The following is a 13278-nucleotide window of genomic DNA, read 5'->3' as shown; positions in this document are numbered from 1 at the left end:
TAGACTCTTTGCGGCATCCCGGACAAGTCGCCCCTTGTGTTCGTCGAAGATCAAGGGCAGGATTTCCGCAATGCACGACTGGTCTGGACGGGGAGAGTCGAGCCACGACATTGAATGTTTGGGGGAGTGGCTCGATGGAAAGAGGCCAGAACCGCGGCCGGGGCCGATATCTACGGCTTATGTTGTCTGGACGGACCGATCGGTGCTCCGGCGTCAGCCGGCAACCGACGGGCCGTCACGAGTAGCCGTCAACCGGAGTCAGCTCTTCTCTATAAGACCGGAATAAGCGTTCCCCCCAGCCGAGAGACGAAGCAGAAGCATGGGTTTCCTCGAATTCAACGGCGTCCAGTGCGACCTCGCCGATGGAAGGATGCTCTTCCAGGACGTCAACTTCTCCGTGAGCGCCGGCGAGGTCGCGGCACTGATCGGCCCGAACGGAGCCGGCAAGACCACCTTGGTCAACGTCGCGGGGCAGAACCTCACACCTCGCCGCGGAACCGTCCACGTACAGGGCGGACTGGCCCTGATGCCGCAGTTCATCGGTTCGTTGCGCGACGACTCGACCGTGCGCGATCTGCTGCTGGCCGCCGCGCCCAAGCGCATCGCGGAGGCAGCGGCCGATGTCGACGCCCTCGAACTCGAACTGATGGACCGCGACGACGAAGCCACGCAGATGCGGTACGCGGAAGCTCTCATGCTCTGGGGCGAAGCCGGAGGCTACGAGATCGAGGTCCTCTGGGACGTGGTGACGACCGCGGCGCTGGGCATGCCGTACGAGCGCGCCCGGTGGCGCGATGTCGGCACGCTCTCCGGCGGCGAGCAGAAGAGGCTGGTCCTGGAAGCGCTGCTGCGCGGCCGTGAACAGGTACTCATCCTCGACGAGCCGGACAACTACCTGGACGTTCCCGGGAAACGCTGGCTCGAGGAGCAGTTGCGGATCACGGACAAGGCTGTGCTGCTGGTCAGTCACGACCGGGAACTGCTCGGCAATGTCACGACCAAGGTCATCGCGATCGAGGGGCGTAGCACCTGGGTGCACGGCGGTTCCTTCACCGGCTGGAAGGAAGCCCGCCAGGCGCGGCGCGAACGACTGGCCGAACTGCACCGCAGATGGGACGACGAGCACGAGCGGCTCAAGCACCTCGTGCACACACTCGGCGAGCAGGCGAAGATCAGCGCCGCCATGGCTCCTCGTTACCGCGCCGCCCAGACGAGACTGGCCAAGTACGAGGAGGCGGGCCGGCCGCCCGAACTGCCCGGAGAGCAGCGGGTGGTGCCGCGGCTGACCGGAGGCCGCACCGGCACCAGGGTCATCAACTGCGAGCAGTTGGAACTGACCGGTCTCATGGAGCCGTTCGACCTGGAAGTCTTCCTCGGCGACCGCGTCGCGGTGCTGGGTTCGAACGGCTCGGGGAAGAGCCACCTGCTGAGGTTGTTGGCAGGCAACGAGGTGGACCACTCCGGCGCGTGGCGGCTCGGCGCACGCGTGGTACCCGGCTTCTTCACCCAGACCCACCAGCATCCGGAGTGGGTGGGCAGGACCCTGATCGAGATCATGGGGCGTGGCGAGGGAACTCGCGACGGTCTGGACCGGGGAGCCGCGGCAGGCGTGCTCTCCCGCTACGAACTCGCGGGCTGCGCCGACCAGCGGTTCGAGACGCTGTCCGGCGGTCAGCAGGCACGCTTCCAGATTCTCCTGCTCGAACTGGGCGGCGCGACGCTGCTCCTGCTGGACGAGCCGACGGACAACCTGGACCTGGTGTCGGCCGAGGCGCTGCAGCAGGCCATCCACGAGTTCAACGGCACGGTCGTCGTCGTCACCCACGACCGTTGGTTCGCCAAGTCGTTCAACCGTTTCCTTCTCTTCCGCTCCGACGGCGCGGTCGTGGAGACACCCGAACCCGTGTGGGACGAGAGCCGGGTGGCGCGGGCCCGCTGACCGTTTTTGCGACGAAGACGAGGACGAAGGAGTTCACCATGCAGGATCTGGCACGGGAAACCACCACCGTCGACGGGCTGACCCGGGACGCAGCCATCGCCTTCCGTGGGACGGTGATCGGCTTGCTGACCTCCGGCGCAGTGGCTCAGTCGCTGGCCCGGCTCAGTCCGGGCAACGACGCGCCGGCGACCAGCCTGCCACTGATGCCGGAGTCCGTCACCGGCACGCTGGTCCCGGAGCTGCGCGCGCTGACGACCTGGAGCACGGAGCGCTGGCTGCTCACTCCGGACGACGACGTGGCACCGTGCAGCGCCGAGGAGTTCGCGGCGGCCGACCCGGAGCGGCGCTTCTCCGAGAGCGGCTGTCTGCGCGACATTCCTCAGTCCGCTCTGGCCATCAGGGCCTTCCTGTCGGCGTTGAAGAGCACCGAGGTGGCGGACGCTCTGTCAGAGGCGTTCGGCGAACCGGTCTCCTTCCGCTCGGCCGATATCGCGAAGTACGAGAAGGGCCACTACCTGCGTCGGCATTCCGACACTTTTGGCGACCGGCGCTTCGGCTTCGTCTTCTTCCTGTCGGGCGGCTGGGCACCCGGTGACGGCGGTGAACTCGTGGTCGAAGCCCCCAGTGGCGTAACCCTGGCCACTCGGCCCGAGCAGGGGCGTGTGGCGATGTTGCGGATCAACCCGGGCTACCATCACGGCGTATGCCAGATCCAGTCACCCACCTGGGTGCGCTATTCCCTGGCGGCCCACTTCGGCGCGGCCAGGTAGCGGTCGCACGGGATCGGTTGTCCAGAGGAGTCCGGCCGGCCGGATGCCTCGTACTGCTGTGTTCTGCCACCCCCCATCAGACCTATCGGCGTGCCGCCAGGAGTTCGACGTGTTGAAGGACCGCGCATTCAGGAGCCTGTGGATAGCGCAGACGGTGTCGTTGTTCGGCACCCAGGCCAGCGTGGTGATCATTCCGCTGCTCGCCCTCGGCGCTCTTGACGCGACCGCTTTCCAGATGGGCCTGCTCGGAAGCGCCGAGTCGTTGGCCGTGCTGATCCTGGGGCTCTGGGTGGGAACGGTCGCCGACCGGTTCCCCCGCCGGGCCGTCATGGTGACGGCCAACCTCCTGCGTCTGGTGCTCATCGGGGTGATCCCGCTGGCCTACGCGCTGGATGTCCTGAGCATCCCCCTGCTCTTCGCACTCATCTTCCTGGTCGGGGCCCTGACACTGCTGTACGAGTCGGCCCTCTCCTCACACGTGGTGTCGGCCTTCGACCGCAGCAGCCTGCCCAAGGTCAACTCGTACATGGAGGGCAGCAACGCGGTCAGTGAGGTGGCCGGACCCGGACTCGGCGGCGTGCTCGTCCAGTTCCTGGGAGCACCGCTGGCCCTTGTGGCCGACGTGTGCAGCTACGTCGTGAGCACGGTGCTGCTCCTCGGCTCGGGTGAGCAGAAGAAGGGGGAAGAGGAGAAGGACAGCGAGGAAGCGACGGACCCCGACGAGCAGGAGTCGGTCAAAAGTGTCCTCTCGGGCATCACCTGGGCGTTCTCGCATCCCATTCTGCGGCCGGTGATCGTCTCGGCATCGCACTTCAACTTCTTCACCTCGCTGTTCTTCGCGGTCTACACGTTCTACGTGGTCAAGGAACTCGGATTCAGCCCCCTGTTGGTGGGTCTGGCGAGCGCGGCCGGCGGTCTCGGAGGGGTGCTCTCCGCCATGTCGGCCGCGGCGTTCATGAACAGATTCCGTACCCGTCTGCTCTACACCGTCTCGCTGGCCGTACCCGCGGTCGGCGCCTTCCTCATCCCCGCGTCCGAGATGACGAGCTCGACGCTCCTGCAGTTCCTGGCCGTGGCCACGGGCCAGTTCCTCTGGAGTTTCTCCATCGTGGTGAACCTGGTGATGAGCGAGACCATCAAACAGATGGTGACGCCGACTCACATGATCGGGCGGGTCACCTCGGCCATGCGGTTCACCACTCTGGGATTCGAGCCCGTCGGTGCCATCGTGGGCGGCACCTTGTCGACCCTCCTGAGCCCGACCGCGGCCCTCGTCATCGCAGCCTCCGGACTGGCGACCTCGATCGTCTGGGTCATCTCCAACCGCCATCTCGGCACCTATGACGTGAACGCGGCGGAACCGGTCACCGCCGGTGACAGTCGGGCCTGAGGCCACCGGCCGGGCCGCATGACGACTGCAGCCCCAGCCCACGCCCAGGAACAAGCCGCGACCGCCGCACGCTGTGAAGGGCGTGCGGCGGTCGCGACTTCGGTTACGGCGACTCGCGGCACCTTTCGCCATGTCCGGGGCTACGCCTTGCCACCAGTCCCGTTCTCCCCTCGTGCGGATCATGGGCGAGCTATCCTGCGCGTATGTGTGGACAGTTCACCGGCTGGCCGGAGCAGGCCATGGACGTGTTGTGGCAACTGCAGGGTGAACCGACCCACGCGACCCGCGAACGCTGCCGTGCGGACCGTGAACGTCTGGTCCGGCAGCCGATGATCGCTCTGCTCAACGACGTCGCGGACACCGACCCCCGGTACGAGGACTTCTCCGTCTGGCACTACCGCACCAACTCCTGGTGGTGGCAGCATCAGGGCGCGGTGATCCGGCTCAACCGCAAGGTGGAGATGGGTCTGCGGTTCGACCTGGACGGTCTGCGCATCCAGGGTGCCTGGTGGTATCCCGATCCCGGCCAGGTGGACACGTTCCGCAAGGCTGTGGCCTCCGAGGGGAGCGGCCGCGAACTGTCCGCCATCGTCGCGGACTTGCGAACAAAGGGCTACGAGATCTCCGGGGACGTGATGAAGCGTCCGCCGCGCGGCTACCCGACGGACCACTCCCGTACCGACCTGCTGCGGCACCGTTCGTTGATCGCCGCCCGCCCTCTGGGCTGTGAGGAATGGCTGCACACCCCCCGGGCGGTCGAACGGGTCCTGTCGGCCGCCGCCGACCTGGACTCCCTGATGATGTGGCTGGTCCGTCATGTGAGGAGCGCCGCATGATCAGGAGGGGCGCCGCACTTCGTATCGCGGTGGCGCAACCGAGGTGCGCGGCTCACGACGTGACGGCCAACGCGGTGGCTCACGCCGAGGCCGTTCGGGCGGCGGGCGCGCGAGTGGTGGTGTTCCCCGAGATGTCGCTGACGGGATACGAACTGGACGCCGCGCCGGTCTCCCCTGACGACGAACGGTTGGCTCCGATCATCACTGCGTGCGCCGAGACCGGAACGCTCGCATTGGTCGGCGCGCCTGTGCCGGGGCCGCGCATCGGCGTCCTCGCCGTGGACGGAGACGGCGCGCGCGTGGTCTATGGAAAGGTCCATCTGCACGGCAGCGAGGCTGACCGCTTCGTCCCCGGCGAGTGTGCCGTGATCGACGTGGACGGCTGGAGACTGGGGCTCGCTGTCTGCCGCGACACCGGCATCCCCGAGCACGCCGCGAAGACGGCCGCACTGGGCATGGATGGCTACGTCGCCGGGGTCGTCCACGCCGATGAAGAGGCTGAGGTACACGGCGAGCGCGCCCGCCGCGTTGCCGCTGACCACGGAGTATGGGTCGCCACCGCGGCCTTCGCGGGGCCGACCGGCGGCGGCTTCGACCGCACGTCAGGCCGTTCGGGCATCTGGTCCGCCGACGGAGAGCAGATCGCCGAGGCGAGCGCAGACCCGGACGATTTCGCGCGGGCGGTCTTCACTGAGTGAGCCCAAAGGGCCTGCGGCAGTCGCACCTGCACCACGGCAATCCTCCTTCACCCGGCGGGCGCTCGTGCCGTCGGCGCCGAGGCGTTGCGGGAACACGTCGGGCCACGGCTCGTTCGGATCGGCTCGGGAGAAGACGGCGGAGGCATGTGCCCGCACGTACCTGGGGAGCGTACGACCCCCAGGTACCGCGCTGGCTGGTGTGCTGGACCCGGTTGCCTGCTGCGGTCAGCAGGCGTAGTGCGGGTCGTGGACCCAGTCCGCCTCGTCGGTGAACCAGCGGTGCCCGCTGATCGCGTTGTCCGCCCAGCCGCCGTCGAGGAACTTTTCGTAGCCCAGCGAGAGGTCGCCGTAGTAGCTGCCTGCCTCGATGCAGAACGATGACTGGCTCGTACTGGGGCTCACGTCCCGGCGCAGCGAGACTTCACTGAAGAGGCCGGGGAAACCGTTGTTCCACACGGAGGTGGCCCGGTCGTTGAAGTTGCCGCAGTTGTCGCCCCACCATTCGTCGTTGCTGTCCCAGCGGCACGAGGCCCCCTGGAAGTTCGGCAGGTCGTAGGCGTAGAGATACCCGTCCGCACCGTCGGCCGCGGCCAGCTTGCTGAGGTCGGCGCCGGACCGTACAGGGGTAGGCGCCGCGCCGGCCGCCGCCGGTGTGGCCGGCCCCGAATCCGTGGCTGCCATGGCGGGCCCGGCGGCGGCCACCAGCCCGATCACGGCCGCCGTCGCCAGGACGCCTCGTACGTACTGCTTCATCTCGTACCCTTCTTCTCGGTGTGGTACCGCGACGGATCTTCGTCGCGGACGATCCGCTCCGCCTTCGGCAGCGCGGCAAGCCGCATACGACGCGCGTTGGCCACGTCGGCGCGATACCGCTCGCGCACGTCGGTGAGATGCCGCTCCTCGACGTCCCCGGCGACCTCCGCCAGACCGGAGCCAACGGCGCAGGACGCTTCCGCAACGGCGTATTTGATCTCCTTGGCCCTGGGTGCCACGTCGCCCAACGCGGCCCGCAGGTCTTGTGGCGACTTTTGGGGCAGTCCGCGCTCGGACACACAGTCCGACCAGCGCCGCAGCGCTTTCGTGTACGCGGGATCCGCCTGTGCCCGGCTCATGGCCAGCCCCGTGACATCACGGTCCACGGCGTCCGCGCCGAACCATGTACGGAAGTCGCCGTACAACTCTCCACGGGCCTTGCTGGTGCATCCGCGGGTGCTGCGTCCCGTGGTCATGCCGCCGGGCAGGGTGACCTCGATGGTGTCCACGCCGCCGCCCTGCCACGCACGCAGCGCCTCGGCACGCCGCTGCGGCTTCAACGCACGGAGGTAGTCCCCGACCGGGTCGGTCGCCCGCAGGCGGGCGGTCTCCTCGGGAGTGCGGACGCGGGAGCCGTAGCCGTGTTCGCGGGCCCATGGCACGTCGCCGAGGACGAGCGCCATCGGTGGTGGCTCGGGCCCGGTCCGAACCGGCTTGGACGTCGCCGGCAGGTGGAAACCGGCGCGTGCCATGCAGCGTCGCTCCAGGATGTCCTCGGCCCTGCGCAGCGTCGCCAGCTCAGTGTTGGTGGCCTGACGCAGAAACGGAGCGGGCTGCGCGGTGCGTGAAGGGGACGCGGTCGGGCCACCTGGCCCGCAGGCGGTCAACGCTCCGAACAGCAGCAGTGACAGCACGCCAGATCTACGCACCAGGTCTCCCCCCTACACCCACACCTCGCCGGTCGACTTCAGGGTGTCCGGGTGCCTGCCGCGCCGCACTCACTTTCGGTCTCACCCGAAAACCCAGGCCCAGGACCCTCGTGAACGCGCCGCAGTAGGTGCTGGGGCCGGATGCACCCACGGCACTGCTCGCCGTGGGTGGTCGGCGTCGCCCAGAGTGTCCTGGCCGGCGTGGTCCTCGCCGCCCGCATCCGCCGCACCCGTCCCGAGGCCCACGCCGAACTCGGCACCACCGACGTCGACACCGCCTGGTTCCCCGGTGCACGGGGCCCTCAGGACGACCACGTGCTGGACAAGAAGCAACCAGCGCGCTCGCATCCGGCAATACCGGCGCTGACGCACAGAACGATCCACAGACCTAGGTGGCTTCCCGGAGGACGATGCCTGGAGTTCAGCCGGCCTGCGGTCCGAACCGTCGCCTGTACGCCAACGGATTGAGGCCGGTCTCGCGACGCATCAGCGCTCGCAGGTTGGCGGCGGTGCCGAGCCCGGTGCTTCGCGCGACCACGTCGAAGCGTGACTCCCCCCGCTCGATCAGTCGGCAGGCCAGGGCGACCCGTTCGCCCGTGAGCCATGCGAGCGGAGTCGTGCCCAGCTGTGCCTGGAAGCGGCGATGCAGTGTCGCCGGACTGACCGCCGCCCGTGCCGCGAGCTCGGACACGGTGAGGACCGAGTCCAGCCGTTCCTGGGCCCAGGCCAGGACGGGTGCCAGTGATTCGTCGGGCAGGTCGGGCACCGGTCGCTCGACGAACTGCCGTTGCCCACCGTCGCGGTGGGCGGCGAAGACCAGCCGTCGGCTCACGGCGTTGGCGATCTCCGCGCCGTGGTCGCGGCGGACGATGTGCAGCCCGAGATCGAGGGCGGCGGCGCTCCCCGCGGCGGTGAGGATGTCTCCGTCGTCCACGAACAGCACGTCCGATTCGAGGTGTACGGCAGGGAAGCGGGTCCGGAAGGAGCCGGCCCACTGCCAGTGCGCGGTGGCCCGGCGCCCGTCGAGGACACCCGCCTCGGCCAGGGTGAAGGCGCCGCTGCAGAAGCCGACGAGGCGTGCACCACGCGCGTGAGCTCGCCGGACGGCGTCGAGCACAGCCGGGCGACGGGGAACCTCGGTGTCGGGCCGGTTGGGGACGATCAGGGTGTCCGCCGACTCGGCCGCTTCCAGATCCGCGACTCCCGTGAGGGTGAAGAATCCGTCTCGCATGGGCGTGGTGGACTCGGGCGAGCAGAGCCTGAAATCGTAGAGATCACGGCCGATCTCGGGTCTGCGCAGGCCGAAGATCTCGGTCGCACAGCCGAGCTCGAAGGGGTTGGAGTTCTCGTCCACGATGACAACGACGCGGTGCGGTCCGGCGGCATGGACCGAGTGGGCTGCGTGCGAGGATTCTTGCGCCATGTGCAATTCCTAGCACTCACGTCGACCGGGCGACAGGCGCAACGATGAGTTCATGAGCACCGAACCCGTATCCCTTGCCAAGGCCCTGGCCTCCTTCGACGCCTTGTGGAGCCCTCGCATCGTCTCGCGCGTCAATGACTACGACGTACGCATTGCCAAGGTCGACGGTGAGCACGTCTGGCACGCTCACGACGAAACCGACGAGTTCTTTCTGGTGCTCGACGGTGAACTGCACATCGCCCTTCGCGAGCCCGCAGGGGAGCGCACGGTCGTGCTCGCACAAGGTGCGGTCTTCACCGTGCCCCGAGGTACGGAGCACAAGCCGTCCGCCCCGGCCGGCGCCGCGATCCTCATGTTCGAGCCCACGGGAACGGCAACGGTCGGTGATCGCCACGAGGACATCCCCGACCATGTGGACGCGACGACAGGGCACGTACTCGACTGAAGGGCATCCCCCGGAGCGGGCGCCCCCTCCTTGACGCCGCATGAGGGGGCGGGCCGCGAACAGGCTCAACCGACAGGGACTCTTTCCATGAGGAAGCCGGTCAGTAGATCGGTCACGGCCGATGGCCGCTCCAGGCTTGGAAGGTGACCTGCCCAAGGCAGTTCGACATGGTCGGCGTTCGCGAGCAGATGCGGCAGTCGGGCAGCGATCCGTCGGAAGTCCCCCAGATCATGCGCGCCCGACAGGACCAGGCAGGGTGCTTGAACTGCCGCCAGATCAACCTCGGTCTCGACGGGCTCGAACTCCTCAGCGGCGGCCAGCTGCACCTCGAAGGCATGCCGCTGCATCTGGCGTACCGCCTCGCGGGCGGTCTCGTCGGCGTCCGGGCCGAGCCAGGTTTCGACCATCAGCTCCGTCGCCCCGGCGATGTCCCCCGCCTCGATCAGCGCTTCCTCGCGCTCCCCGAGCGCACTCAGTTCGGCAGAAGGTTCATGACCGGGCAGGGCGGAACAGATCAACCCGAGGGCGCTCACCCGACCCGGCCAGCGCGCGGCGATCTCCAAGGCGACCTGCCCGCCGTACGAGGATCCCACCAGTGCCGCCTGCGCGATGCCCAGGGTGTTCAGCAGGGCCAGCACATCCTCGGCGTCGCAGTAAGGCCCGTCCGGCGCCGGAGTCCCACCAAAGCCCCGAAGATCACAACGCACCAGCCGATAACCGGCGTCGATCAAGGCCTGCCACTGGGCATCCCACATCCGCCGGTCACACACCCCGGAATGCAACAGCATGAGCACCGGACCGTCTCCGGCCACATCATGAGAGAGCGTCATCCGGCAGACCCTACGCAGCGGCTACTCGAAACGCCTCCCGATAAGCGCCACCACTTCCCCGCCCAGCAGCCCGGCGAACCATGCCGGCCACGGCACCAGTTCACCCAGGCCGCCCTCGCTGTACGGCGCTTCCGCGCCCTCCCGGCTCGCCGGTCCCTCACCGTGGAAGACGACCGGCCGCTTGCGGGGTCGCGCCGCCCCATCGGGGCCGAATCCCGTCGCCGCCCCGGGCAAACATCACGCGGGCGCGATCATCGTATCGAGTTAATGTCGTCGACTTTCCTTGGTCCACAGGGCGCGGCAGTCACTAGGGTTCATCTGGATCTGGATGGATTCCCCACCGGATACCCCTCATTCCTTCCTTTGCCCGAAGACGCCCGCATGCGTGCCACCACCGCCCTGAGCAAGGAGAGCTCGTCCGATGAGTCTTGACTCGAGCCCGGAAGCGCGACTGGAGCCACCCCGGCAATCCAGTCTCGGTACGGCGGCCGCCCGCAACCTCGCCCACACCACCAAGTCCGCCCCGCAGATGCAGGAGATCACCTCCCGCTGGCTGCTGCGGATGCTCCCCTGGGTGGAGACCAAGGGCGGGGCCTACCGGGTGAACCGTCGCCTCACCTACACCGTCGGCGACGGGCGCGTGGAGTTCGTCCAGGACGGCGCCGATGTCCGGGTGATCCCCCGAGAACTCGGTGAACTGGCCTTACTGCGCGGCTTCGACGACGTGGAGGTACTGACCGCCCTCGCCGATCGGTGCGAGCAACGCGAATTCCGGGCCGGTGAGACGCTGGTGGCGCGTGGCGCGCCCGCCGACCAGCTCCACCTGATCGCCCACGGCCGCATCAGCCGGACTTCGGTCGGCGGTTATGGCGACGAGGTCGCCGTGGACGTGCTCGCCGATGGCGACCGGTTCGGGGACGACTCCCTGCTGGACGGGGACGCCCGGTGGGAACACACCGCCACTGCTGAGACCTCGGGCATCCTGCTCACCCTGTCGCGCGCCGACTTCGAGTCCGTAGTGTCCACGGCGCCGGGACTGCGGGACCACATCGCAGAGTTCACGTCGCTTCCCCGCCAACGGCAGAACCACCGCGGCGAGGCGGAGATCGCGATGTCGGCCGGGCACACCGGCGAGCATGAGCTGCCCGGCGCGTTCGTCGACTACGAACTCAACCCGCGCGAGTACGAACTGTCGGTCGCGCAGACCATTCTGCGGATCCACACGAGGGTCGCCGACCTCTACAACGGGCCGATGAACCAGACCAAAGAGCAACTCAGGCTCACCATCGAGGCGTTGCGCGAGCGCCAGGAGCATGAGCTGATCAACAACAGGGAGTTCGGCCTGCTCCACAACGCCGACTTCAAGCAGCGCATCCAGACGCACTCCGGCCCGCCGACACCGGACGACATGGACGATCTGCTCTGCCGCCGTCGAGGGTCGAAGTTCTACCTCGCGCATCCCAAAACCATCGCTGCGATCGGGCGGGAGTTCAACGCGCGCGGGCTCTATCCGGACCACGTCGACCTCGGTGGTCAGCAGGTCCCGGCCTGGCGCGGGGTTCCCATCCTTCCCTGCAACAAGATCCCCATCACGAAGGAGGCGACCAGTTCGATCCTCTGCATGCGCACCGGCGAGGAGAACCAGGGCGTCATCGGTCTTCATCAGACGGGCCTGCCGGACGAGTACGAACCGGGTCTGTCAGTACGGTTCATGGGCCTCAACGAGCAGGCGATCACGTCCTACCTCGTCAGCACCTACTACTCGGCCGCCATCCTCGTGCCGGACGCGGTCGGCGTGCTGGAGAACGTGCAGATCGCCCGCTGGCCCAGGTAGCCGGCCCGGCCTGTTCAGGCATGGTGCGACGCCGTGGACCCGCCGAGCCCGTCGCGCATGACTGAACGTCCCAGGACAGCCGCCCACCCCATCAAGGAGCGCTCCATGTCCGCGCCTGAGCCGACACCTCCGCAGTCGAGCCTGCCTGAGGCCGCTGCCCACTTCGGGGCGCGTGTCCTCGCTGAGGCCGCGGCCCGCGCCTGCGATATCAAGGCTGCCACCGGCGGCCCATCGGGTGCGCTACTCCCGTCCGCACCGCCTCCGGTTCCCGTACCGGCACCGCCTCCCCCCGATACTCCGACCGTCGTGGCGACAGCCGTGGCGCCGACACCGATCCCCGGCATGGAACGGATCCTGCGCGGCCCCAGCGGCCTGGGCACGGCAGGTCTGCGCCTGATCCCACGGGAGCAGCCGCCGACGCCTTCGAAGGCGTCGGCAACTCCTGTGGCAGGCAGGGCGATCCCGGGCCTCTACCACCACCAGGTGGCCGAGCCCGATCCGGTGCGCGTCGAAGAGGTCAGCCGAAGAATCAAGACCTGGGCGATGGACGAGGTCTCCCTGTATCCCGAGGACCTGGAGGAACAGTTCGACGGCTTCTCCGTGGGCCGCTACATGGTCGGCTGCCATCCGGACGCGCCCACCGTCGACCACCTGATGATCGCCACACGCCTGATGGTGGCCGAGAACGCGGTGGACGACTACTACTGCGAGGACCACGGTGGCTCACCCGTCGGCCTCGGTGAGCGCCTTCTGCTGGCGCACACAGCACTTGACCCCGTGCACACGACGGAGGAGTACCAGACGCAATGGGCGAAGTCGCTCCAGGCGGACGCGCCGCGGCGCGCCTACTGCTCCGCGATGGACTACTTCGACCAAGTGGCCAGCCGCTCCCAGGCCGACCGGTACCGGCACGACATGGCCCGGCTTCACCTGGGCTATCTCGCCGAAGCCGCCTGGGCCCAGATGGAGCACGTACCCGAGGTGTGGGAGTACCTGGCGATGCGCCAGTTCAACAACTTCCGCCCCTGCCCGACCATCACCGACACCATCGGCGGCTACGAACTGCCGATGGACCTGCATGCCCAGGCCGCCATGCAGAAGGTCATCGCGCTCGCGGGCAACGCGACGACCATCGTGAACGACCTGTACTCGTACACCAAGGAGCTCGACGCTCCGGGCCGGCACCTCAACCTGCCCGTGGTGATCGCTGAACGTGAGGACCTCTCTGACCGGGACGCCTATCTGAAGTCGGTCGAGGTCCACAACGAGCTCATGCACGGATTCGAGACCGAAGCCGCAGCCCTGACCTCCAACTGCCCCGTCCCGAGTGTGCAGCGCTTCCTGCGAGGCGTGGCCGCTTGGGTCGACGGCAACCACCACTGGCACCAGACCAACACCTATCGCTACAGCCTGCCGGACTTCTGGTAGGAA

The 13278-nt window shown here is 68.1% G+C and carries 12 protein-coding genes; 8 read left to right on the top strand and 4 right to left on the bottom strand.

Annotated features, from left to right (window positions below):
* Positions 1 to 319 precede the first annotated feature (319 nt).
* The 5 genes from KUF83_RS35415 (at position 320) to KUF83_RS35395 (ending at position 5633) form a co-directional block, all read left to right on the top strand.
* Positions 320 to 1939 (top strand): ABC-F family ATP-binding cassette domain-containing protein, encoded by a 1620-nt coding sequence (locus KUF83_RS35415; RefSeq protein WP_217459139.1) that lies wholly within the window; start codon positions 320 to 322, stop codon positions 1937 to 1939.
* Between the two features lie 38 nt (positions 1940 to 1977).
* On the top strand, positions 1978 to 2709 hold the full coding sequence (locus KUF83_RS35410) for a 2OG-Fe(II) oxygenase (protein ID WP_217459138.1): 732 nt from the start codon (positions 1978 to 1980) through the stop codon (positions 2707 to 2709).
* A gap of 109 nt (positions 2710 to 2818) precedes the next feature.
* Positions 2819 to 4099, top strand: coding sequence for an MFS transporter (locus KUF83_RS35405; protein ID WP_217459137.1), 1281 nt, complete (start codon positions 2819 to 2821; stop codon positions 4097 to 4099).
* Between the two features lie 203 nt (positions 4100 to 4302).
* Entirely contained in the window at positions 4303 to 4935 is a 633-nt protein-coding gene (locus KUF83_RS35400; RefSeq protein WP_254644829.1) for a DUF2461 family protein, read from the top strand.
* Complete coding sequence (locus tag KUF83_RS35395) at positions 4932 to 5633, top strand: carbon-nitrogen hydrolase family protein (RefSeq protein WP_217459136.1); 702 nt, start codon at positions 4932 to 4934, stop codon at positions 5631 to 5633. Before KUF83_RS35400 ends, KUF83_RS35395 begins: the two co-directional genes overlap by 4 nt.
* A 225-nt stretch (positions 5634 to 5858) precedes the next feature.
* Here the strand turns inward: KUF83_RS35395 and KUF83_RS35390 are convergent, their stop codons facing one another.
* From KUF83_RS35390 to KUF83_RS35380, 3 genes are all read right to left on the bottom strand, one after another.
* Positions 5859 to 6386 (bottom strand): peptidase inhibitor family I36 protein, encoded by a 528-nt coding sequence (locus KUF83_RS35390; protein WP_217459135.1) that lies wholly within the window; start codon positions 6384 to 6386, stop codon positions 5859 to 5861.
* Positions 6383 to 7315, bottom strand: a complete 933-nt coding sequence (locus KUF83_RS35385; RefSeq protein ID WP_217459134.1) for a hypothetical protein — start codon at positions 7313 to 7315, stop codon at positions 6383 to 6385. The genes KUF83_RS35390 and KUF83_RS35385 overlap by 4 nt, the downstream gene beginning before the upstream one ends.
* Before the next feature lie 421 nt (positions 7316 to 7736).
* Positions 7737 to 8738: a GlxA family transcriptional regulator gene (locus KUF83_RS35380; protein ID WP_217459133.1), complete on the bottom strand. Its 1002-nt coding sequence runs from the start codon at positions 8736 to 8738 to the stop codon at positions 7737 to 7739.
* Between the two features lie 52 nt (positions 8739 to 8790).
* Between KUF83_RS35380 and KUF83_RS35375 the strand changes: the two genes are divergently transcribed.
* A complete protein-coding gene (locus KUF83_RS35375) occupies positions 8791 to 9183 on the top strand; it encodes a cupin domain-containing protein (RefSeq protein WP_217459132.1) in 393 nt (130 codons plus the stop codon).
* A 65-nt stretch (positions 9184 to 9248) separates the two neighbouring features.
* Here KUF83_RS35375 and KUF83_RS35370 read toward each other — a convergent pair whose 3' ends face one another.
* Complete coding sequence (locus KUF83_RS35370; RefSeq protein ID WP_217459131.1) at positions 9249 to 10013, bottom strand: alpha/beta fold hydrolase; 765 nt, start codon at positions 10011 to 10013, stop codon at positions 9249 to 9251.
* Positions 10014 to 10434: 421 nt separating this feature from the next.
* Here KUF83_RS35370 and KUF83_RS35365 point away from each other — a divergent pair, with 421 nt between their 5' ends.
* Together KUF83_RS35365 and KUF83_RS35360 are read left to right on the top strand one after the other, a co-directional pair.
* Positions 10435 to 11847: a family 2B encapsulin nanocompartment shell protein gene (locus tag KUF83_RS35365; RefSeq protein ID WP_217459130.1), complete on the top strand. Its 1413-nt coding sequence runs from the start codon at positions 10435 to 10437 to the stop codon at positions 11845 to 11847.
* A gap of 105 nt (positions 11848 to 11952) precedes the next feature.
* Complete coding sequence (locus tag KUF83_RS35360) at positions 11953 to 13275, top strand: family 2 encapsulin nanocompartment cargo protein terpene cyclase (RefSeq protein ID WP_217459129.1); 1323 nt, start codon at positions 11953 to 11955, stop codon at positions 13273 to 13275.
* Positions 13276 to 13278: the final 3 nt, after the last annotated feature.

Source organism: Streptomyces sp. BV286 (assembly GCF_019090165.1).
Classification (GTDB): Bacteria; Actinomycetota; Actinomycetes; order Streptomycetales; family Streptomycetaceae; genus Streptomyces.
The sequence above is the reverse complement of the archived record's forward strand: the minus strand, read 5'-3'. Positions and strand labels throughout refer to the sequence as shown.